We start from the raw sequence: 21557 nt of genomic DNA, 5'->3' as shown, positions 1-21557 counted from the left end.
GCAGCGCGTCCTGCGTGGGGCACTCTCGGTCGGCGAGGCAGTCCGGGCAGGCCACGCTGTGGTCAAGGAAACGGCGCCAGGCCCGCATCAGGCCGTCCCCCGCTCGTGGGACTGGTTCATGGCGGCACGTCCGGTCCATGGGTCGCGCTGTTGCGCGAAGCTGGACGCATGCCGAGGACAGGCATGAATCGGCGGCCCGCCGACGCTGCCTCCGTGCTCCATCGCCACCAAGACCGGCTCGTCGGTCGGTAGCTGACAGCGGTAGCAGAGTTGCCGACCGCCCGCGATGGGACCCAGGACATCCATGACCGCCTGCGCCAACGCTTCGTGCAGCCGCACGGGGTCGGTCAGGCACCGATCGTCGGCGAGGGGCACCCGCCAGTAGGTCCGGTGTCCGTTGATCCAGTGCGCTGGAGGCACGCCCAGCAGGGTGGTTTCGTCGGCCAGTGCGGCGAGGACGCGGACTTGGCGTAGATGCCAGCTCCTGGCGCTGCCCGTCTCGATCAGCCAGTACAAGGTGCCGTACCCATCGTCCTGAATGACGGCACCGGACGCCTCGCCGAGCACCTCCAGGGCTCGGTCTCCCACGGCGATGGTCGCACGCACGGCGTCCCACCAGCGGCCTACCGGTAACGCCTCCACGTCCACATTGTTCGGCGGTGTCCACGACAAGGCTCGGGTCGTCACGTCGGTCTCTCCTGCGGTCTGCGCGGAGCATCGCAGACCAATGCCCTTATGGGCATGAGGCCGGCGACGCCATCGTGCAACTCACGCTAAGTGTGTGCACGATCACGTAACAGTGACGTGGTACACCAGATACTAGGGCAATATGGAACGGCTAGGACGTGACGTCCTGGTCAGAGCGCAGGCTCGACTCCGAGTCGGGCAGCCAGTCCGCGCAGTCGGGTGTTGCGCCGCCTCTCCTCCTCGCGCATCTCCAACACAGTGGCCCTCGCGAGCGTCTGATACCGGATCCACTCAGGCTGATCGGCCTCCACCTCCAGCAGCGTCTCCAGCGCTCCCTCGTTGTCACCGGTCTGGTACTGCGCCTGGGCCACGTCGAGCCGGTGAGCAGCCAAATGCACCGGCCGCTTGATCAACTCGTGACGCACATCCTCCGACGCCTCCAGCGCCCCCGCCGGGTCCGGCTCAGTCCCCGCCATGGCGACGTTGACGATCTGCGTCTTCACATCAACCGGGGAGAACGCCGTCCCATACACACGCACTGGACCGGACCGTACGGCTGCAGCCTCAGCGAAGTTGAGGAACTGCTCCGCCTCATCCCTACGATCCCGGCGAGCGGCGGGCGTGGCCGCAGCCACGAGGAGATTTCCGTACACCGCGTACTGGGCGCTCGTGCCGCCCCGCATCGACGGCTCCAAGGCGTCCGCCTTCCGTTCGGCGACCGACTGGGCATCCTCCCAGCGCCCCTGCCGTAGCAGCACCCACGAGAGCGTGGACACGCCCATGCCCTCCATCAGCGGATCGGACGCCCGCTGCGCCGCGTCCAGTTGCTTCGCCACAGCTTCAAAAGCCCAGTCGGGGTGGCCCGCCTGCGCGGCAAGGCCGGCCGCGAGCTGGTAGGCGAGCGCGAGTTGCTTCCAGACCTGCTCCACGAGCGAACCGGTCGTCTCCCGGGCAACCGCGCGCCCATCGCGAAGGATGAGCGGCAACGAGCTGGCGAGCTTGCTGTATCCGCCCTTCCAGTAGAGCGATGTGGCCGCGCGGACCTGGTCCATCCACACCTCCGGCGGGGGCGGGTCCTCTTCGAGGCCGTCAGCGGGGACACCGGGCAGCGCGCTGATGTCCTGGATGGCGTCGCGAAGAGCGAGCAGGCCGCCGTCGTCGGAGAGTTCCGTGGTCACGGTGGGCTGCCCCAGGAGTCGGTCCAGCTCAGTGTCGAGTGCCCTCGCCAAGGCCCGGAGCGTGGACAGGCGCGCCGACTGCCGGATGTTCTGCTCCAGCTTCCGGATGGTGTCGACGTGCACCCCGGACCGCTCTGCCAGCCCTTCTTGGGTGACATCACGGTACCCACGGAGTTCGCCGAGGCGGTCGCCAATGGTCTTGTCACTCATGGTGCACACCCCCACCAGACGGTCTTTCAGCCACGGTACGCCTGGCGAACGGAATCGGGCGGTGCCGCACACGAAGAGCACCCTCGCGGGGTCGAGGTGTGCGCAAGAGAGGGCGTCGGCTTGCATCCATCCCTGTGCGCTCACCGGAACCGGGGCAAACGGTGTCAAGCATCAGGTGAAGCCACAGTGTCAACCATCAACCGAAACAGGACAAGCCCGGCCCCAAGAGGTGAGTTACAACGTTCTCCACAGGTTCAAGTCGGCTCGCTCCGCTCACCGCGCGCGGCCCGGCCCCCGGCCGGGCCTGCGCTCCTGCCTCCGCCCCGCTCCAGCCCGGCCGCCGTCCGGGCCGCACACTCAGTTCAACGGTTCACGCGCGTGTCCACACTGATTTTTGTCTCACTCCCGTGTTTACTTTCCGGCAGATTGTTGCCCCACGTCATGGTCCGCTGACTAGTACGGCTGAAGGGGTTGGACTATCCGTTGTGTGCTTCGAACTCGGTCGCCAGCGTCTGTTGGGTGGCCGCCCACGACGCCAGGAGCGCTAAATTGTCAGCGGTCGGTGTGCCCGCGGGTGCGGTGTAGACGTTGAGGTGCAGGCCGGGTTCGGCGGGCAGTTCCAGGGACTCGACGTCCAAGTCGAGCTGGCCCACAATCGGATGGCGCACACGCTTACGTCCGGACCGGTGCAGCCGCACGTCCTGAGATGCCCACCGCTGCCGAAATAGCTCACTGCACGTTGACAGTTCGCCGACTAGGGCGATCAGCTCCTCGTCGTGCGGATTACGGCCGGCTGCCATGCGTAGCTTCGCGGCCGCGTCACCGGCAATTTGGTCGTAGTCGACAAAGAAATCTCTGGCCGCCTCGGGAGCTAGATAGACGAACCGCGCTGTGTTCGCGGGCCGTCGCGGATCGGCCAGCACCGGTGAATACAGCGCGCGAGCGAGTTGATTCATGGCGAGCACGTCATAACGGCCGTTACCGATCCAGGCCGGCGCATCGGAGATCGCGTCGAGCACCTGCTGCAGCGTCGAGCGCACCGTCACGGCAGGCCTACGCCGGCGTGGGGCGCTGGGCGCCCTGGATTGGCGCGCGAGGTGGAACAGGTGGTCGCGCTCGGCCTCGTCGAGTTGCAAGGCAGAGGCCAACGCGTCGAGCACGCCATCGGAGGCACCGGCGAGGCTGCCGCGCTCCATGCGCACGTAGTAGTCGACCGATACCCCCGCCAGTAGCGCTACCTCTTCGCGGCGCAGACCTTTGACCCGACGGTTGCCGCCGTAAGCGGGCAGGCCCGCCTGCTCGGGTCCGATGCGGTCGCGACGCGAGCTGAGAAACTCCCGGATCTCGGTGCGTAGATCCATCGTGGCCATCCCCTCACCGTCAGCCCGTCCCGCAGTCTAGGGGGTACCCGATGCGGTCGTCGCGATGCCGCCGTCCACCGGGATGATGGTGCCCGTGAGGTAGGACCCGGCCCGGCTGGCGAGAAACACGGCGATACCCGCCATGTCGTCGTCGCGGCCGAGCCGGCGCAGAGGGGCCGCCTCCGCGATCGTGTCGCCGATGGCATCGAGCGTGGACGCCATCATCTGCGACGGGAACGGTCCCGGTGCTACCGCGTTCACCGTGACGTGCTGTGGGCCCAGCTCTCTGGCAAGCACTCTGGTGAGTTGATGGAGTGCCGCTTTGCTGCTGGCGTACGAGTAATTGGGCGACTGGGCGACGTGGATGGCGGCGATACTGCCGATGTTGATGATCCGCGCGGGATCATCGGCGGTGCCCGCCCTGCGAAGTGCGGGGAGCAGCGCCTGCACCAGCCAGAACGGCGACTTCAGGTTGAGGTCGATCACTGCGTCCCAGGCCTCGTCCGGGAACGTCGCCAGCGGCTCGCGCCACATCGCTCCCGCGTTGTTGACAAGGATGTCCAGGCGTTCCGATTCGACCTTGACAAGATCAGCGAGGCGCTGACACTCGTCGTGCCTGGACAGGTCGGCGGGAATTGCTTGAACGTCGCCGAATTCGGACAGCAGATGCTGTGCCTCCGCGCACGTGTCTGCCGTGCGTGAGCTGATGACGACGCGGGCGCCCGCCTGGAGAAGGCCGCGCGCTATCATCATCCCAATGCCCTTGGTGCCGCCAGTGACAAGGGCGCACTTCCCACTCAGATCGAAAAGTTCTGTGTGAGTGGTAAATTGGTTGTCCGCCATTGGTCTCCGTCCCTTCTGCCGTGGAAGAATGCGCCGAGCACGGTCGCGCATTCGGGGCAGCTGAATTGAACTGATGGGGGTAAAGCCGCAGTGCGTATCCATGTTGACAGGCGTTTTGGACGTCTGGGAGGCCCTGGTGATACAGGTACTGGGAGGGCCACCCTTGCCTGGTGCGCTGACCCCGGATCCACCGGCTCGATGCCCGTGGATGGTTCTTCCAGAAACGAAGAAGGCCAGCGGCGCCCGCCATGGCGACGTTGACGATCTGCGTCTTCACGTCGGCCGAGGAGAACGCCGTCCCGTACACGAGCACCGGCCGGACCGTACGGCCGCAGCCTCAGCGAAGTTGTTACGGTCCCGTCGCGCGACGGGCGTGGCCGCGGCCGCGGCCACGAGGAGATTTCCGAACACCGCGTACTGCGCGCTCGTACCGCCCCGCGTCGACGGCTCCAGGGCGTCCGCCTTCCGCTCGGCAGCGCTGATCAGGTTCATACGGAAAAGCGCCTGCTCTCCAAGGCCTGGCCGCTCTATGCTCGGCTGATGGCCTTGGAATGGAGAAATGTCATCGTTCACTCGGCGGATCCGGCGGCCCTGGGGCAGTGGTGGGCCGAGGCTCTTGGTTGGGTTGTGGTCCACACCTCTGATGTGGAGTTCGCCATCCGCCCGGAGCCGGATCGCTCGCCAGGGTTGGAGTTCGTTCTGCTTGATGAGAGCAAGAAGGCCAAGAGCCGGCTGCATCTCGACTTCGTGCCTGATGACCAGGACGCCGAGGTGGCTCGCCTTGAGGCTCTTGGCGCGAAGCGTGTCGACATTGGCCAGGGTGACCAGCCGTGGGTTGTCATGGCAGACCCCGAAGGTAACGAGTTCTGTGTCCTTGGTCAGCGGAGTCAGTGACAGCGGCACAGTGACAGGCCCAGAGGCCCCGATGGCATCGTCCATCGGGGCCTTTTGTGCACGCAGATGCGCGGCCGTGGACGCGGATGCGGATGCGGATGCGGATGCGGATGCGGATGCGTCGATCAGACGTCGGCGCAGATGGCGAAGACGCTGATGCCCACGTTGTCGGTGTCGGTCTGCCGACCCAGGCCGATCCAGCCGGTTCCGTCATCGGTGGGGAAGCTGCCGACGAGGATGGCCGTGTTGCCGCGGGCCTCGGCGCCGCCGCCGAGGACCTTCTTGCCGTCGGGGCAGTACACCGTGCGCCGCTCGAAGTTCGGGACGTTCTCGTTGGGCAGTGAGACCAACTCGTATCCGGGCACTCCCTCGCCGCCGTGGGAACCGGCCGCCTGGGCTCCGCGGAACCGGATCCCCCGGTGGTCGGCGTCATACGGGCCATGGACGACAGCATTCGGGTGCGCGGGGCTTCTGCCGGGGAGGCGGGGGCTATGGCTGGCATTCATACTCGGGCTCGGTCCGCCTACTACGTGGCGGGAGGCGCGACGGAAGAGGCTTCGGACGACCCGGCCGCCTTAGCCGAACGGGAGGCCGCGTGGGCGCGGGTGATTGCGTCGCCCGGCCTGACCGGCCTGTGCGCCGAGGTCCGGGGCAAGGGGATGGTCGGCGTTCTGGCGATGGGGGCGCCTAAGGACGCGGACATCGATGGGGCGCTCTACCGGCAGTTGTTCCAGATCCATGTCCATCCGGACTTCTGGGGACGCGGGGCGGGCGGCGCCCTGCACGACGCGTTCACCGAGCACCTGATGGCGGGTGGGTTCAGAGGTGGGGTGCTGGAGGCGTGGGAGGCCAACGCGCGGGGGCGGAGGTTCTACGTCCGGCGGGGCTGGCGGGAGGACGGTGAGCGGCGGGGCGGGCCTCGGGGCGTCGACTACGTACGGATGCGGCTGCAGCTCGGCTGACTGACGGGGCAACCCGGGGCGGGGGTGGGACGTCCTTGGGGCCATAGCCGTTGCTTTTGCCCTTGTCCAGCAGCTGCTGCGCTTCGCCCGGTTGCAGACGCGCAGCTGTGCGTTTGCCGTGGCCCTGCTCGCCGGGGTCGCGGCTCCGGGGTGGTGCCGCGCTTGCCGGTGGCTCGGTATGACCTGCTGCTTCTGTATGGGCTGCTGCTCACGGCGGTCTTCCGGTTGTGTGGGTGGGAGACCGGGCGGGACGTGGCGATCATCGCCGTGTGCCATGTGATCGGGCTGGCCTTCGAGCTGGTGAAGGTCTCGCTCGGGTCGTGGAGCTATCCGGAGCCCGCGGTGTTCAAGTTCGCCGGGGTGCCGCTGTACGGCGGGTTTCTGTATGCGGCGCGTGGCGCTACCCGAATCAGATGCACGGCTGGCAGCCGGTGGCGGTGGACAAGTTCGGGGCCTGGGCTCTGCTGGTCAGCGTCACTGTGGTGCTGGTGGCCGCCGTACAACGGTCCAGACCAGTGCGATGATGCGTGCCATGTTCGTACAGTTTTTCGCCGCCGCCGGGGTGCTCGCCATCCTGACCGTGGTTCCCGGGCCGGACATGGCCGTGGTGACGAAGCGGGCCGTCTCCTGTGGCTGGCGGGATGGCCTGCGGACGGCCGGTGGGATCACTGCCGGGCTGCTGGTGTGGGGGGTGCTCACGCTGGTCGGGCTGGCGGCGGTGCTGGCCGCGTCGGCCGTGGCGTACACCGTGGTCAAACTGGCCGGAGCCGCCTATCTGATCGTGCTCGGGGTGCAGTCGCTGCTGCGCAGCCTGCGTGGCCGGGCCGGTGCTCCGGCGGCGGTCGCGGCCGCTCCGGCGGGGAACCCCTGGCGGACGGGGCTGGTCAGCAATGTGTTCAATCCGAAGATCGCCGTGTTTTATACGGGGCTGCTGCCGACGCTCGCCCCGGCCGGGCTCTCTCCCCACCTGGGGATGGCGATCCTGGTGCTGCTGCACGCGACGATCACCGCCGTGTGGCTCGGCGGCTATGTGATGCTGCTGGCCAAGGCCCGCGGCTTCTTCGAACGGCCCGCCGTGCGGCGCGCCTTGGACCGGGTGACCGGTGTCGTCCTGATCGGGTTCGGGGTCAAGGTCGCCACGACGCCGTCCTGATCCCGAGATCCCGAGCGCACCTCGTCCCGGTGAACGGAACGCCTTCGTTCCCGCCGCGGAAGCCACGGCGAACAATCCCCGACCAAAGCCGAGCCGCAACCTGAGGAGAGTCGGCATGGCAGACGAGACGGGCGCCCCGCGCGAGGTACGCAAGGCAGCAATCGCAAGCTTGTTCGGCAGCGCGTTGGAGTGGTACGACTTCTTCCTTTACGGCACGGCCGCCGCGCTCGTGTTCAACACCCTGTTCTTCCCCACCTTCGACCCGCTCGTGGGCACGATCGCCGCCTTCGGCACCAACGCGGTCGGCTTCCTCGCCAGGCCGCTCGGCGGCATCATTTTCGGGCACTTCGGTGACCGGCTCGGGCGTAAGTCGATGCTGGTGATCACTCTGGTGATCATGGGCGTCGCGACGTTCCTGATCGGCCTGCTGCCCACGTACGCCGCCATCGGCGTCTGGGCGCCGGTGCTGCTGGTGGTGCTGCGGGTCGTGCAGGGCATCGCGGTCGGCGGCGAGTGGGGCGGGGGTGTGCTGATCGTCAGCGAACACGCGCCGAGCCACCGACGCGGGTTCTACTCGGCCTGGAGCCAGACCGGTGTGGGGCTCGGGTTCGTCCTCTCGGCCTCGGTGTTCGCGCTGGCCCAGGGGGTGACCACCAAGGAGTCGTTCCTTGCCTGGGGTTGGCGCGTTCCGTTCATGGTCGGCATCCTGCTCACCGCCGTCGGGCTGCTGATCCGGCTGCGGATCATGGAGACCCCCGCGTTCCGGAAGGCCGCGGCGAAGCCGGAGAAGTCCGCGCCGCCGATCCTCGACGTCCTCCGTACGCATCCCAGGTCCGTGCTGATCGCCTTCGGGGCGCGGGTCGCGGAGACCGGTGCGAGCTATCTGTTCCTCACCTTCAGCCTGTCCTACGCGGCCAAGATCGGCGTGGGCAACGGGGTGGTGCTGGCCGCGGTCGTGGTGGGGATGCTGGCCGAGTCGTTCGCGATGCCGATGTTCGGGGCGCTCTCCGACCGTCTCGGACGCCGCCCGGTGTACATCGGGGGCGCGGTCGCGGTGATCGTGTGGGCCTACCCGTTCTTCGCGATGTTCGACTCACGGAATCCGGTGCTGATCTTCGTGGCCATCTTCGTGGCGGTCGTGATCGGCCACGGGGCGATGATCGGCACCCAGCCCGCGTTCTTCACCGAACTCTTCGCGAGCCGGGTGGCCTACAGCGGACTCGCCCTCGGGCACGAGCTCGCGTCGATGATCGTCGGCGGGTTCTCCCCCATCGTCGCCACCGCGCTGCTGGCCTGGGCGGGGGCGTCCTGGCCGATCGCGCTGTTCCTGATCGGCATGGGCGCGGTCACCGTGATCGCGGTGGCTGCCGCTCCCGAGACGAATCCGAACGTGCTCAAGGGTCGGGAGGCCCCGGCGCGGGAGCGGCAGGCCGAGGCGGAAACCGAGGCCGTCTGACCGGCGGTTGGCAGGCCTTCGCCCCTCCGTGGAGAGGTGAAGGCCTACGCGTACGCCCCGGCCCGCGCCGCGGCCGCTGCGGCCTCGGCGGCGCGGTCGGCGGCCGCTTCGTCCAGGGGGAGGCCGCTGGTCAGGAGGCGGTGGTAGAGGGGGGCGGAGACGGCCCGGACCACCTCGTGGGCGTCGGTGCCCTCGGGGATCTCGCCGCGGTCGATGGCCTGCCGTACGCAGGGCGCCCACTCCTCGACCCGGATCTCGTAGAAGCGGTGCAGGGCCTCGGCCGTCTTCGGGTCGCAGGTGGCGGCCGCGATCACCGCCTTGAACAGCGCTCCCTGCCGCGGGTCGGTCAAGGTCCGCCGTACGAGCCGGGCGTTGGCCGTCAGGTCGCCGAGCAGCGAGCCGGTCTCGGTACGCGGGAGCGACTGCTCGGCCATGTCCATCAGCAGGTCGGCCACCAGAGCGGTCACGGTGCCCCAGCGGCGGTAGACGGTCGTCTTGCCCACCTCGGCGCGGCGCGCAATGTCCGCGAGGTCCAGGTGGGCGAAGCCCTGCTCGGCCAGGGTGTCCCCGGTCGCCCGCAGGACCGCCGCCCTGACCCTGGCCGTGCGTCCTCCCGGGCGGACCGTCCCCGGATCCGCCTCACCGTCTCCCATAACGGGACTCCTGTTCCGTTAGCCGTCTTCCCTCTGCTAGGTTCAGCTTAACGGAACAACAGAACCATTAGAGGGGCTGGTCATGGAATACAGACGGCTGGGCGCATCCGGGCTCCAGGTCCCGGTCCTGAGCTTCGGGGCCGGCACCTTCGGCGGCCGGGGGCCGCTGTTCGGCGCCTGGGGCACCACCGACGCGCACGAGGCACGCCGGCTCGTGGACATCTGCCTCGACGCGGGGCTCACGATGTTCGACACCGCCGACGTCTACTCCGACGGCGCCTCCGAGGAGGTGCTGGGGGAAGCGATCAAGGGCCGCAGGGATCAGGTGATCGTGTCCACCAAGACCGGCCTGCCGACAGGCGACGGTCCGGGGGACGCCGGTACCTCCCGTTCGCGTCTGATCACCGCGTGCGAGAACGCCCTGCGCCGGCTCGGCACCGACTACATCGACCTGTTCCAGCTGCACGCCTTCGACGCGGGTACGCCCATCGAGGAAGTCCTGTCCACGCTCGACGACCTCGTCCGGGCAGGAAAGATCCGCTACACCGGGATCTCCAACTTCTCCGGCTGGCAGACGATGAAGTCCCTCGCCATCGCCGAGGAGCGCGGGCACCAGCGCTACGTGGCGCACCAGGTCTACTACTCCCTCGTCGGCCGCGACTACGAATGGGAGCTGATGCCCCTCGGGCTGGACCAGGGGCTGGGGGCGCTCGTCTGGAGCCCGCTGGGCTGGGGACGGCTCACCGGAAAGGTCCGGCGGGGCGCGCCGCTACCGGCGCACAGCCGACTGCACCGGACGGCCGACTACGGGCCGCCCGTCGACGACGAACACCTCTACCGCGTGGTCGACGCCCTCGGCGAGATCGCGGAGGAGACCGGGAGGGCCGTACCGCAGATCGCCATCAACTGGCTGCTACGGCGGCCGACCGTCTCCTCCGTCATCGTCGGCGCCCGTAACGAGGAACAACTCCGCCAGAACCTCGGTGCCGTCGGCTGGGAACTCACGCCCGGCCAGGTGGCGAAGCTCGACGCGGCGAGCGGCAGGACGGCCCCCTACCCGTACTTCCCCTACCAGCGGCAGGAAGGATTCGCCCGGCTCAACCCGCCAGTGTGGTGATCGCCCTGGTAAGGGATGGGGGCAGGGGTACGGGTGGTGCGGGTGGGTACGGGGCGCGCAGGAGTCCGGGGCCGAAAACAGTTGGTCCCGGCGTCCCCTCAACGCTCCGGGAGAGACATGGCAGCACGGCCGTTGACCTTCGTCGTCGGAACCGGGCGGTGCGGTTCCACCGCCCTGTCGGAGGTGCTGCGTCTGCACCCCCACATCCTCAGCCTGAGTGAGCTGATGGCCTCGCTGGAGCCGAGCGCACTGCCCGAGGGGGCGCTGTCCGGGGAGGAGTTCTGGGAGATCCTGGCGACCCCGCCCGCGTTCGCCAATCGGCTCATCCGGGAGGGCTTCGGGCTGCCGGAGCACACGTATCCCGGCTCGGGAGGCCGGTTCTCGGCGGCGGGGGTCGGGATTCCGGCGGTGGCGATGACGACGCTGCCGCATCTGAGCGACGATCCGGACGCGCTGTTCGACGCGCTGCGGCCCGTGGTGTGCGGGCGGCCCCGGGGGCCGGTCGGGGAGCATCACCGGGCGCTGTTCGACGCACTGGCCGAGCGGTTCGGCAGCCGGGCGGTGGTGGAGCGGTCCGGGTACTCGCTGCGGCTGGTGCCCCGGCTGCGGGAGGTGTTCCCCGAGGCGCGGTTCGTCCATCTGTACCGGGACGGGGCCGACTGCGCGCTGTCGATGAGCCGCCACCCCGGCTTCCGGATGATCCAGCTGACACGGGAGGGCGGCGACGTCCCCGGCGAGCTGGCCGCGTTGATGGGCGACGAAAGCGCCGAGGTCAAGCCCCTGTTGACGCGGCCCGTGCCGCTGGCCGCCTTCGGGCGGCTGTGGTCGGACACGGTGATCGAGGGGCTGCGGTACCTCGACGCGCTGCCCGGGGGGCTGGTGCTGCCGCTGTCGTACGAGGCACTGCTCGACGCCCCCGACGCCGAACTCATCCGCCTGGCGGAGCACCTCGGCGTCGAGCCGCTGGACGGATGGCTGGCCGGGGCGCGGGTGCTGCTGGACGGCGGGCGGCGGGGCAGCGCCGAGCGGCTGCCGGCGGAGGAGCTGGCCGCGCTGCGGGAGAGCGTCGCGGCGGGGACGCGGGCGCTGGGAGTGTAGGAGGCGTCGCCCTCGCTGTACGGCCCCGGGGCGGCCCGGGGCCGTACAGCGGCAGCGTCAGTAGCCCGCCCTGGCGTTGACGCGGCGCGGGTAGTAGCGCTCGTCGCCGCGCCGCTCGTAGTTCTTCCAGCGGGGGGCGTCGCCGGTCGGGTGGTCGCCGAGGATGGTGACCCGCTGGCCCTTGCGGTAGGCGGAGTAGTCGTTGATGGCCAGGTGCTGGGTCGCCCTGTTGTCCCACATGGCCACCGCGCCCGGCTGCCAGCGGTAGCGGCAGTTGAAAATGGGCTGCTCGGAGTGTTCGAAGAGGAACTGCAGGACCGTGTCGCTCTCGTGCCTGCTGAGCTGCGGGATGTGCGACGTCCACATGCGGGTGACGTACAGCGAGCGGCGCCCGGTCTCCGGGTGGATCCGCACCACCGGGTGCTCGGCCTTCATCTCGCCGACCTCGGGCGCCTTGAGGACGTGGACGGCGGTCAGCCCGTCGAGCATTTCGCGGTACGGCTCGGACAGCGTCTCGTACGCCAGGTACTGGTTGCTCCACATCGTGTCGCCGCCGGACTCCGGGCAGGTGACCAGGTGCAGGATGGAGGCGACCGGCGGGTTGGGGCTGAAGGTGACGTCGATGTGCCACTCATCGGCCTTGCCGCCCTTGTCGGACTCGATCAGCGCCAGCTCCGGATAGCCCTCGACCTTCGGCAGGAACGGGTGCACCTCCACCTCGCCGAAGCGCTTGCCGAGGGCGATGTGGGCCTCCGGGGTGAGGTGGGACTGGTCCGGGAAGAAGATCACCAGGTAGCGCAGCAGGAGTTCCCGGATCCGCTCGAAGTCGGCGTCATTGATGTCCGTCAGGTCCATCCCGAAGATCTCCGCGCCGAGGGCGCCGGACACCGGGCGTACGACTGCTTCCTGTTTCTGCATGAACACTGGCCTTTCAGGTCTGGGGGACGCGGTGGGCGCGGGGGTCGGGCAGGACGCCGAGCTGGTGGAGGCGGTCCAGGAACGTCATCGGCCGGGGGCCCAGGCCGGACATGTTGTACGTGACGGTGTGCAGCAGCCGCGGATTGCGACCGGTGAAGCGGACCGCCCGCCGCCCCACGACGCGGCCGCGCCAGGTCAGGTCGGTGACCATGCGGGCCGCGTTGTCGCTGGTGGTGGCGGCCTGGGCGAGGATCGGCCGCCGTTCCGCCTGGTAGGCGCGGAGGGCCGCGTCCACGGTGGCGGGTGACGGCGCGCCGTCGGCGACGCCGAAGCGGCCGAGGTGGTCGGCCAGGGAGGCCGCGCAGGTGATCGCGGTGTTCATGCCCTGGGCGGCCATCGGGTGCACGGCGTACGCGGCCTCGCCGACGAAGGCCATCCCGGGGACGGCCAGCCGGGGCGAGAGGAAACGGGACACCGGCAGCATCTGCCTGCTGTCCAGACCGGCCAGCAGCGGCCCGGACAGGGGTTCCAGCGCGGGTACCTCCGCCACCACCCCCTCGGCCCAGGCGGCCAGGGCCGACCGGTCGCGGCCGCCGCGCAGTTCGTCGGGCGCGGTCTGTACGTACAGCCGCACCCGGTCGCCGGGCAGCGCGTACACCAGCCTCAGCCCGCGCGGGCTGAGGTACGCCGAGAAGTCGTCCGGGCGGGGCGCGCCCGCGAGGTCGAACGACACCAGGCGGTGCGGGTAGTCCACGCGCCGGGCGTCGATGCCCGCGGCGCGGCGCAGCCGGGACGAGATGCCGTCCGCGGCGACCGTCAGCGGCGCGCGGACCTCGTACCGCCGTCCGCCCTCGGTGATCGCCACGCCGCCGACGCGGCCCGAGCCGTCGCGCAGGGCCTCCTCGACCAGGGCGCCCCGGCGCACCTCCACGGTCGGGCCGAGCCCCTCGGCCAGCGCGTCCAGGATGGCCAGGTGGTCGTGGGAGAGCAGCCACCGGTCGCCCTCGGGGAGCCTGCCGTAGTCCAGCGCCATCAGCGGCGCCCCGGCCGGGTCCCGGACCACCAGGCGGCCCAGCCGTACCCCGGCCCGCTGCTCCAGCAGCCGCTCGGTACCCCAGCGGCGCAGCACGCGCAGCGCGCCGGGCTGCAGCACCTCGCCCTTGGCGACCGGGCGCATCCTGGGCTGCTTGTCGACGACGAGGACGCGCAGGCCCAGCGCGCCCAGGGCGTGCGCGGAGGCGAGTCCTCCGGCGCCCGCGCCGCAGACGACGGCGTCGTACCGCGTGCCCGTCCCGCTCATGCGGCGCCCTCCGCCGGTCCAAGGGATGCCGTGCGCAGCCTGGCCAGGGCGCGGAGGGCGAGGCCGGAGGCGATCGTGTCGTCCGCGTAGCGGTAGCAGAAGCGGATGTACTCGTTCACCGGCGATCCGGCCCAGCCGCCGTCCGGCCGCTGGGCGTCCGTCAGATAGCGGGCGGCGGCCGTCACGGGCCGCGATGCGGGGTCGTGGCCCGCGGCGAGCAGCGCGTACAGGGCCCAGGCGGTGTCCTCCACGGTGCCGGCATCCTCGGGGTCGCCCTCGGTTGGTTCGCCGCCGTCCCAGGAGCCGTCGTCGGCTTGGCGGCGCAGCAGCCACGCGCCCGCCCGTGCGGCCGCCGGATGCGCGGCGCCCACCGTGCGGCACAGCGTTTCCAGCACCACCGAGGTGCCCGCCGTACGGCCCCGGTACCACAGGGCCTCGTACGAACCGTCCGCCCGCTGCCGCGAGATGAGCCAGCGCACGGCCTTCACCACGCGCCGGTCGTCGGCGCCCGCGCCGTGGTCCAGCAGCGCGCGGACCGCCTTGGCCGTCATCTGCGGGCAGGGGCCGAACCCGCCCGGCTTGCTGTTCCGTACGGCCAGGCTCCAGGAGCCCGCCGAGTCCTGCATCCGGGTCAGCCAGTCGATGCCGCGCCGTACGTGCGGATCGTCACCGCCGCCCGGGAGGCGCAGCAGCACCGAGCTGATCTCCGCGGTCTCCAGCGCCATGGGCCAGCTGTGGGCGCTGGAGAAGCCCCAGTAGCCGGGCGGGCAGGCGAGGGCGGCGAAGGGGGTGTTCTGCTGCCGCTCGTGGAACATCGCGCGGGTCGGCGTCAGCCGGGGGTCCTGTGCGTACCCCGCTTCCAGGAGGGCGGAGGCGGCGAAGCTCGACCAGGTGACGTCCAGCGGCATCAGCTCCCACCCGCCGTCCGCACCGGCCGCCGACCGCAGCCACGCGGTGGCGGCGCGCACGATGTCCGGGGCGAGGCCGGAGCGGGTGGTGCCGACGCAGATGAGGCCGGTCAGCCAGGGGTCGGTGCTGAACGCCCCGCACCCGCCCTCCCGTTCGTACGCCTCGCGGACGACGGCCAGCGCGGCGGGCCGGGCCAGCGCGTTGAGCCGCCGCCGTACCAGCCCCTGGGTGCGGCGGCGCACCGTGGCCTGGCCGAGCGCCATGCTCGCGAGGATCGGCAGCCGCAGGCTGAGCAGCCGCCGGGCGGGCCCGCGCAGCAGCAGCGCCTCCAGCGGGAGGCGGGGCAGCGCCGCCTCGTCCAGCCGGCCCGCGAGGACGTCGAACTGCCGGATCAGCCCCGCCATCACCGGCTCCGGCAGCGCCTCGGGCCCGCCCAGCTCGGCCAGCCGCCGCCGTCCGGCGCGTACGGCGTGGGCGGCGCCGGCCGCGTCGCGCGGGGCGACCAGGTCGAGCGCGTCGGTGACGACGGCGGTGGTCAGCACCTCGTCGGGCACCCCGCGCATGGCCCATCCGCCGCCGTCGCGCTGCGCCTTGATCAGCCGGTCGACGCCGCGGGCGGTGTCGGGGCCCGTCGCCTGGGCGAGGTGGAGGGCGATGAGGGCGAGGGCGGTGTTCGCCGGGGAGAACCGGTCCTCCGCCGCGTCGGGAGCGAACACCCCGTCCGGGCGCCGCCGGGCGAAGAGCGCCTCGGCCCCGGCCGTGACGGCGGCGTCGACTCGGCCGGTCAAGGATGTCGAGGGTGAGGTCACCATGGGCTCGGACGGTCCTTCCGTAGTACGGCGCGAACGGGCTGCGGCGGGTCGTCGGCACCGGAGGATCGGCCGCGCGGCGCCTCCCCGGGGACGGGACCGGCGCGCTCCGGGGACGGGTCCGGGTGCGGGCCCGGGTGCGGGTCCGGGACCGGATGGAGGTGCCGGGCCGGGCGCGGGGCGGTTTCGGGGCTCCCCTCCGCCTCCCCGTCGTCCGGCGGGAACTCGTGGCGGGCGCGCAGCCTGGCCTGGGTCAGGACGCTGAGGGCGAGCAGCGGGACCAGCACCGCCAGGGCGGGGATCAGGCCCCGGCCACCGGCGAGCACCGCCGCCGCCAGGATGAGGCGTTCGGCGACCAGGACCTCGTGGGCCCGCAGCGCCCGTACGGGGGTCAGCGGGGCCGCGCCGCGCAGCAGCGGGGTGAAGGCGTGGAGGCCGCAGGCCGCCGCGACGAGCAGGAGGGCGCCGAAGGCGGCCCGGCCGCCGGGGGCGGTGAGCGGTACGCAGGCCGCGGCGGTGACGAGCGCGGCCGCGTACAGCAGCGCGGCGGTGCGTGCCGCGTAGCGGACGCCGCGCAGGACGGGGAGCGTGTGGTAGCCGCCGCTGCGGTCGCCCTCGACGTCGCGGAGGGTGCCGACCAGGTTGGACGCCGTGTCGTGGGCCCAGAAGGCGAGGGCCACCAGCAGGACCGCGGGCCAGCGGGGCTCCGTTCCGGCCGTCATCGCCCCGAAGACGACGGTGAGGGCCGTCAGCGCGCCCCGCACCGCGTTGCCGGACAGCCCGCGGCCCTTGAACACCTTGCTGTACGCGACGATGCCCGCCATGCCCGCCGCGACGAGCAGCAGCGCGGTCCAGGCGGCCAGCGCGGTGACGACGGCGGCCGCGAGGGCGCACAGGATCCCGGAGGCGACGGCCGCGCGGGGGCTCAGCCGCCCGGAGGGGATGGGGCGCTGGGGTTTGCCGATGGCGTCCAGGTCGCGGTCGAAGTAGTCGCCGAGGTAGTGCCCGGCGATCCAGCTCAGGGTGGGTACGGCCCAGGCGGCCCACAGGTGCGCCGCCGGGGGTGAGCCGTCGGCGAGCGCGGCACCGGCCAGGCCGACCAGGCCGGGGTAGGACAGGGTGTACGGCCGCCAGGTCTGCAGGTGCGCCCCGAACCCGGTGGCGAAACGCGCCCCGGGCACGGTCACCGCTCCCGGTCGGCGGAGAAGTCCGCGATGGCGGCGAGCACGGCGGAGCCCTCGGTCGGCGGAAGCTCCGCGAGGCGGTCCTTGGCGTGGGCCACCTCCGCCCGGGTGCGTTCCCGCGCGGCCCGCAGCGCGCCGGTGGAGTCCAGGACGCGGCGTACGGCGTCGTGGGCGTCCCGAGCGGGCAGCGTCCCGCGCAGTGCGGTCCGCAGGGCTTCGCGCTCGGCGGCGTCGGCTCGCTCGTACGCCATGAGGACGGGGAAGGTGGGGCGTCCGTTGGCGGTGTCGCTCAGCGCGGACTTGCCGGTGGCCGCGGTTTCGCTGGTGTACGGCAGCAGGTCGTCGTGCATCTGGAAGGCGAGCCCGAGGTGTTCGGCGTAGCCGGTGAGGGCCCGTTGCCAGGTGGCGTCGCCGCCGCCGAGGAGGGCCCCGGCCTGGCAGGCGCCGCGGAAGAGGGCGCCGGTCTTGAGCGAGATCATCGTGAGGTAGCGGTCGAGCCCGCACGCCACGTCCCCGCACAGTTCGGCCTCCATCGCCTGGCCGCGGCACAGGTCGACCCCCGCGCGGGCCAGCACCCGTACGGCGGTCAGCAGCCGGTCGGCGGGCAGGCCCTGGTCGGCGCATTCGGCGACGGCGGCGAACATGCCCATGATCAGGGCGTCGCCGGTGACGACGGCGTCCGCGACGCCGTACCGGGCCACGACCGTGGGGCGGCCGCGGCGCAGCGCGTCGCCGTCGATGACGTCGTCGTGGACGAGCGACCCGGCGTGCAGGTACTCCACGCCGAGCGCGGCGGGCAGGCTCTCCTCGTAGCCGCCGCCCACGGCCCTGGCCGACTCCACGAGCAGCAGCGGGCGCAGCAGTTTGCCCGCGGGCAGCAGGGCGTAGCGGGATATGCGGTGGACGCGCTCGCCGTCGGTGGGCCAGCGGGACTCGAGGTCGCGCAGCAGCCGGGCGAGGGTGGGGTGGGCGGCGGAGAGCGGATCCGCGGGGGCGGTCGCCGTGGTGTGCGGGGCGGCGGTCACGGGGTCTCCTCGCCGCCGCGGGCCGCCCCTCCGGTGTGCCCGTCCGCGCCACCGTGGGCCTCCGGGCCGGTGTGCCCGTCCGCGTCGCGCAGCTTCGCGGCCAGCAACGCGAACGCGTCGTTCGCCGCGGGCTCGGCAATGGTCACGCGTACGCCCTCGCCCGGCTTGCCGCACACCACCACGCCGTGGTCCGCGCAGAACTGGGTGAAGCGCTCGACCCCGGCCTCCATCGGCAGCCACAGGAAGTTGGCCTGGCTGGGCGTCACCTGCCAGCCCTGTTCGGTCAGGACGCCGTACAGCCGCTCCCGCTCGCGGGCGGTCTCCTCGCACTGGCGCCGGATCGCGGCGGACTCGGCGAGCGCCGCGACCGCCGCGGCCTGGGCGGCCGCGCCGACCCGGTAGAACATCAGGGCGCCGCGCAGCGGCGCGAGGGCGCGCTCATGCCCCACGAGGTAGCCGACGCGCAGGCTGAGCAGGCCGTACGACTTGGAGAAGGTGCGCACCACGCACACCCGCTCGTCCTCCCGGTACAGCTCGACGCCGTGGGCGACGGCGGCGGCGTCCGCGTCGGCGAAGTCGATGTACGCCTCGTCGAGCAGCACGGTGACGTGGGAGGGCAGCAGGTCCAGGAAGCGCCGCAGGGCCGCCTCGCCGACGGCGGTGCCGGTGGGGTTGTTGGGGTTGCAGACGATGACCAGGCGCGTTTCGTCGGTGACGGCGGCCGCCATCGCCTCCAGGTCGTGCGTCTCGTCCCGCAGCGGCACCCGCACGGTGCCGGAGGCGGCGTTGGCCGCCATCATCGGGTACGCCTCCCAGGACGGCCAGGCGTGCACGGTGTGGGTGTCCGGTCCGGTGTGGGCGGAGAACAGCAGCTGGAGCAGCGCGCCGGAACCGGGCCCGACGGCGACGTCCCCGGCCGGCACCCCCAGGTGCTCGGCGATCGTCCGGGACAGGCCCATGCCCAGCGCGTCCAGGGTGCGGTGGGCTTCGGCGGCGGTTTCCGATACGGCCCGCAGGACGGCGGGAAGGGGTGGATGGCAGGTCTCGTTCAGCGACATCTGATGCTGTACGGCGCCCTGTGCGAGCACCGGCTGCATTCTGTTCCAGCCGTCTTTGTCAGACATGTTCCATTCCAATCCGCGGAAATTCTAGGGAAATCCCGCAAGGTTTGGATCGGCAGCGCACCGAATGATGGGGGGCGGTCGGTGGTGGAGGCGGCGGCGAATACGAAAATAAGCTCGACAGGCCCAGCAAGCCGTTGACAGCGGCCGTCACTCGGCCGTCTCCCTGAGTGTGGAGGGCTCCGGGACCTACGTCCAATAAGGATCTTCCCGGCATCCATAAACACCTTTTACAGTGCTCATGTGCTCGACATCCATCAGTTAGCGGTCATAGCAGGCGTGGCACGCGCGGGTTCCTACACCGCCGCGGCCGAATTACTGGGTTACACCCAACCCGCCGTCAGCTACCGCATGCGCGCGCTGGAACGGACCATCGGCGTCCAGCTCGCGGTCCGGTCGGGGCGCGGGGTGCGACTGACCCCGGCGGGCCGCCGGCTGGCCCAGCACGCCGAGGCGGTGCTGTCCGCGCTGGGTGCCGTCGAGGACGAGTTCCGTACGTACGCCGCCCACGCGCGTGGCACGGTGCGGGTGTCCGCGACCCACAGCGCCTGCGCCTCGCTGCTGCCCGGCACGGTGGCCCGGCTGCGGTCCGCCCGGCCGGATGTGCAGATCGTCCTGGAGCGGGCCACCTCCCCGGACGCGTACCGCTCGCTGCGGGACGGCCGGACGGACGTGGCCCTGGTGAGCGTCCGCGACGGCTGCCGCCCGGACGACCCGGACCTCGACCCCGACTCCGATATCCCCGGCACCGGGGCGCGGCCCGTCGCGCCCGAGGCCGAGGTGGTGGACCTGCCGCTGATCAGCGATCCGCGCTGTGTGCTGCTCCCGGTCGACCACCCGCTGGCCGATCTGCGGACGATCCCCCTCAGCGCGCTGGCCGACGAGGCCTGGGTGCTGGACGAGGACCGCGACGAGTTCACCGCCGCCTGCGCCCGGGCGGGCTTCGAGCCCCGTACCGTCGCCATCACGAACGACCCCACCACCGCCCACGACCTGGTGGCCCACGGCGTGGGCGCGGCCGTCGCGGAGGGCCTGGCCCTGCCGCCGCACCCCGACCCACGGGTGGTGGCCCGTCCCCTCCGCGACTGGCCGCCGCGCCGCGTGCACGCCCTGCTGAGGGCGGAGACGCGGCGGGCCCCCGCGGTGGAGGCGCTGCTCACGGCCCTGCGGGAGGCGGTGGATGACCGTCTCGCGACGGACGGCGACCCCGCCCCGTTACGGCTGGCGCGGGCGGCGAAGGCCGCGGGGTGACGGCGAGGTGCCGGGATGGGGTAAAGTAGATCTTGCAACGCCGCCCTGACGGGCGGAAGTTGATGCGTCGGTCGTCTAAGGAAAGATACTCGTCTCCAAACGAGGGATGTAGGTGCAAGGCCTGCTCGGCGCTCCATGAAAGATCCCTCTCCTGATCCAGGGGAGGGATTTTCTGCGTGTGCGCGCCGCGTGCGCGAGGCCCTGTACGGCCGGCGCGCTCAGCGGGAGAGGCTTGCGTAGATCGTCTTGCCGCGGCCGTGAGTGATGGTCACCTCGCGGGCCAGACGGCGGACCATGTGCCAGCCGAAGCCGCCGGTACCGGTGTTCAGGTCGGGCGGACGGGCCCGGGGAGCCGCCGGATTCGGATCGCTGACGGCGACGGTGACCGTGTCGGAGTCGGCGGAGAGTTCGAGGGTGTACTGGCCGCCCCCGTGGCGCAGCGCGTTGGTGGCGAGTTCGGACACCACGAGAAGGATGGCGTCGGCCACGTCCGGCTGCGGTGGCGGGGTGAGCCCCTTGGTGAAGGCCCGGGTGACGGCGCGGGCGCGGTGAATGCCGCCAAAACTGTCCCCCCGCACCACGGTCGAGGCCGTGGGCCGAGTGTTGGCGATCTTCGTGCCGTTCATGCGCGTACACCCCTGGTTACCTCGGATATCCCGCTTTGCAGAGGCTCGTGTGCCCACTCTTGCGCCCCGCACGCTTGGCTGGCTTCAACACTGGCGTAAATCTATCGCGGCGACTGTAGACATGAGGAGCCCGCGGGGGGTAGATTCCCTGTCGTAGTCACGGCGCCCCGACGAGGGCGCGGCAGGCACCGACAGCAAGGAGGCGGACACCATCAGGATCGCCCGGGCGAGGAGTTGAGTCCGCTCGGGTACCGCACGCCCCGGAAGGGAAGGTGGTCCCCGGTCAGATATCCGCGATCCCCGCACACCTGTCGTTACAGACGGGTCCGCGGAAAATGGTGTTGAACCCCTCGGGGCCCTGGAGCCGAATCGGCTCCAGGGCCCCTCGACGCGCGACCGATGTGACGTGACCGACGACATGGAAGATGAGGTGTCGATGGCCGAAGAAAAACAGCACAGCCGGCTCGACGATGACGACTATCCCGCCTTCACCATGGGCCGTGCCGCCGATCTGCTCGGCGCCACACCGGCCTTCCTGCGGGCCATCGGCGAAGCCGGTCTGATCACGCCGCTGCGCTCGGAGGGCGGCCACCGCCGCTACTCGCGCCAGCAGCTACGGGTCGCCGCCCGCGCCCGCCGGCTGGTCGATCAGGGCACCCCGATCGACGCCGCATGCCGCATCGTCGCTCTGGAAGATCAGCTCGAAGAGGCCCGGCGCATCAACAACGAACCGGATGGGGTAAAGTAGATCTTGCAACGCCGCCCTGACGGGCTGAAGTTGATGCGTCGGTCGTCTAAGGAA

General features: G+C 71.2%; 21 protein-coding genes, 1 tRNA gene and 1 pseudogene. 10 read left to right on the top strand and 13 right to left on the bottom strand.

The features are described from left to right. Nucleotides 1–87: 87 nt before the first annotated feature. The 4 genes from ACFZCY_RS04415 to ACFZCY_RS04400 all read right to left on the bottom strand — a co-directional run bounded on the left by ACFZCY_RS04415 (nt 88) and on the right by ACFZCY_RS04400 (nt 4279). A complete protein-coding gene (locus ACFZCY_RS04415; protein WP_391169263.1) occupies nt 88–687 on the bottom strand; it encodes a hypothetical protein in 600 nt (199 codons plus the stop codon). Nucleotides 688–857: 170 nt separating this feature from the next. After that, on the bottom strand, nt 858–2075 hold the full coding sequence (locus tag ACFZCY_RS04410; RefSeq protein ID WP_391169262.1) for a helix-turn-helix domain-containing protein: 1218 nt from the start codon (nt 2073–2075) through the stop codon (nt 858–860). Nucleotides 2076–2551: 476 nt separating this feature from the next. After that, entirely contained in the window at nt 2552–3445 is an 894-nt protein-coding gene (locus ACFZCY_RS04405) for a helix-turn-helix domain-containing protein (RefSeq protein WP_391169261.1), read from the bottom strand. A 27-nt stretch (nt 3446–3472) separates the two neighbouring features. After that, on the bottom strand, nt 3473–4279 hold the full coding sequence (locus ACFZCY_RS04400; protein ID WP_391169259.1) for an SDR family oxidoreductase: 807 nt from the start codon (nt 4277–4279) through the stop codon (nt 3473–3475). A 540-nt stretch (nt 4280–4819) separates the two neighbouring features. Here ACFZCY_RS04400 and ACFZCY_RS04395 point away from each other — a divergent pair. Then, nucleotides 4820–5173 (top strand): VOC family protein, encoded by a 354-nt coding sequence (locus ACFZCY_RS04395; protein ID WP_391169258.1) that lies wholly within the window; start codon nt 4820–4822, stop codon nt 5171–5173. Between the two features lie 125 nt (nt 5174–5298). Here ACFZCY_RS04395 and ACFZCY_RS04390 read toward each other — a convergent pair whose 3' ends face one another. Continuing rightward, nucleotides 5299–5523 carry a hypothetical protein gene (locus tag ACFZCY_RS04390; RefSeq protein WP_391169257.1) on the bottom strand — a complete coding sequence of 75 codons (225 nt, stop codon included), beginning with the start codon at nt 5521–5523 and terminating at the stop codon, nt 5299–5301. Between the two features lie 141 nt (nt 5524–5664). Between ACFZCY_RS04390 and ACFZCY_RS04385 the strand changes: the two genes are divergently transcribed. The 4 genes and pseudogenes from ACFZCY_RS04385 to ACFZCY_RS04370 all read left to right on the top strand — a co-directional run bounded on the left by ACFZCY_RS04385 (nt 5665) and on the right by ACFZCY_RS04370 (nt 8744). Next, nucleotides 5665–6135, top strand: a complete 471-nt coding sequence (locus ACFZCY_RS04385; RefSeq protein ID WP_391169255.1) for a GNAT family N-acetyltransferase — start codon at nt 5665–5667, stop codon at nt 6133–6135. Nucleotides 6136–6178: 43 nt separating this feature from the next. Further along, nucleotides 6179–6659 (top strand): annotated as a pseudogene (locus ACFZCY_RS04380) (DUF817 family protein). 8 nt (nt 6660–6667) lie between these two features. After that, nucleotides 6668–7288, top strand: coding sequence for a LysE family transporter (locus ACFZCY_RS04375; protein WP_391169254.1), 621 nt, complete (start codon nt 6668–6670; stop codon nt 7286–7288). Nucleotides 7289–7403: 115 nt separating this feature from the next. Continuing rightward, nucleotides 7404–8744, top strand: a complete 1341-nt coding sequence (locus ACFZCY_RS04370; protein WP_391169252.1) for an MFS transporter — start codon at nt 7404–7406, stop codon at nt 8742–8744. Between the two features lie 44 nt (nt 8745–8788). Here the strand turns inward: ACFZCY_RS04370 and ACFZCY_RS04365 are convergent, their stop codons facing one another. Continuing rightward, entirely contained in the window at nt 8789–9397 is a 609-nt protein-coding gene (locus tag ACFZCY_RS04365; protein ID WP_391169251.1) for a TetR/AcrR family transcriptional regulator C-terminal ligand-binding domain-containing protein, read from the bottom strand. 82 nt (nt 9398–9479) lie between these two features. Between ACFZCY_RS04365 and ACFZCY_RS04360 the strand changes: the two genes are divergently transcribed. After that, complete coding sequence (locus ACFZCY_RS04360; RefSeq protein ID WP_391169250.1) at nt 9480–10514, top strand: aldo/keto reductase; 1035 nt, start codon at nt 9480–9482, stop codon at nt 10512–10514. A 117-nt stretch (nt 10515–10631) separates the two neighbouring features. Continuing rightward, on the top strand, nt 10632–11612 hold the full coding sequence (locus tag ACFZCY_RS04355) for a sulfotransferase family protein (RefSeq protein WP_391169248.1): 981 nt from the start codon (nt 10632–10634) through the stop codon (nt 11610–11612). 57 nt (nt 11613–11669) lie between these two features. On the opposite strand, the gene ACFZCY_RS04350 is transcribed toward ACFZCY_RS04355, so the two are convergent. From ACFZCY_RS04350 to ACFZCY_RS04325, 6 genes are read right to left on the bottom strand one after another with little or no spacing between them, the layout of a single operon-like run. Continuing rightward, a complete protein-coding gene (locus tag ACFZCY_RS04350) occupies nt 11670–12530 on the bottom strand; it encodes a TauD/TfdA family dioxygenase (protein WP_391169246.1) in 861 nt (286 codons plus the stop codon). A 13-nt stretch (nt 12531–12543) separates the two neighbouring features. Continuing rightward, nucleotides 12544–13830: an FAD-dependent monooxygenase gene (locus tag ACFZCY_RS04345; protein ID WP_391169245.1), complete on the bottom strand. Its 1287-nt coding sequence runs from the start codon at nt 13828–13830 to the stop codon at nt 12544–12546. After that, a complete protein-coding gene (locus ACFZCY_RS04340; protein ID WP_391169243.1) occupies nt 13827–15527 on the bottom strand; it encodes a prenyltransferase/squalene oxidase repeat-containing protein in 1701 nt (566 codons plus the stop codon). Before ACFZCY_RS04340 ends, ACFZCY_RS04345 begins: the two co-directional genes overlap by 4 nt. Before the next feature lie 17 nt (nt 15528–15544). Further along, nucleotides 15545–16729 carry a UbiA family prenyltransferase gene (locus ACFZCY_RS04335; RefSeq protein WP_391169241.1) on the bottom strand — a complete coding sequence of 395 codons (1185 nt, stop codon included), beginning with the start codon at nt 16727–16729 and terminating at the stop codon, nt 15545–15547. 2 nt (nt 16730–16731) lie between these two features. Further along, nucleotides 16732–17757: a polyprenyl synthetase family protein gene (locus ACFZCY_RS04330; protein ID WP_391169239.1), complete on the bottom strand. Its 1026-nt coding sequence runs from the start codon at nt 17755–17757 to the stop codon at nt 16732–16734. Beyond that, a complete protein-coding gene (locus tag ACFZCY_RS04325) occupies nt 17754–18881 on the bottom strand; it encodes an aminotransferase class I/II-fold pyridoxal phosphate-dependent enzyme (RefSeq protein ID WP_391169237.1) in 1128 nt (375 codons plus the stop codon). The genes ACFZCY_RS04330 and ACFZCY_RS04325 overlap by 4 nt, the downstream gene beginning before the upstream one ends. Before the next feature lie 240 nt (nt 18882–19121). Between ACFZCY_RS04325 and ACFZCY_RS04320 the strand changes: the two genes are divergently transcribed. Both ACFZCY_RS04320 and ACFZCY_RS04315 read left to right on the top strand, forming a co-directional pair. Beyond that, nucleotides 19122–20129, top strand: coding sequence for a LysR substrate-binding domain-containing protein (locus tag ACFZCY_RS04320; protein ID WP_391169235.1), 1008 nt, complete (start codon nt 19122–19124; stop codon nt 20127–20129). Nucleotides 20130–20193: 64 nt separating this feature from the next. Beyond that, nucleotides 20194–20265: transfer RNA gene (locus tag ACFZCY_RS04315), tRNA-OTHER, on the top strand. 82 nt (nt 20266–20347) lie between these two features. Here ACFZCY_RS04315 and ACFZCY_RS04310 read toward each other — a convergent pair. Beyond that, nucleotides 20348–20755, bottom strand: a complete 408-nt coding sequence (locus tag ACFZCY_RS04310; protein WP_391169233.1) for an ATP-binding protein — start codon at nt 20753–20755, stop codon at nt 20348–20350. A 436-nt stretch (nt 20756–21191) separates the two neighbouring features. Between ACFZCY_RS04310 and ACFZCY_RS04305 the strand changes: the two genes are divergently transcribed. Further along, a complete protein-coding gene (locus ACFZCY_RS04305) occupies nt 21192–21503 on the top strand; it encodes a MerR family transcriptional regulator (protein ID WP_391169409.1) in 312 nt (103 codons plus the stop codon). Nucleotides 21504–21557: the final 54 nt, after the last annotated feature.

It is taken from the genome of Streptomyces sp. NPDC007983, assembly GCF_042958345.1.
Lineage (GTDB): Bacteria > Actinomycetota > Actinomycetes > Streptomycetales > Streptomycetaceae > Streptomyces.
The sequence above is the reverse complement of the archived record's forward strand: the minus strand, read 5'-3'. Positions and strand labels throughout refer to the sequence as shown.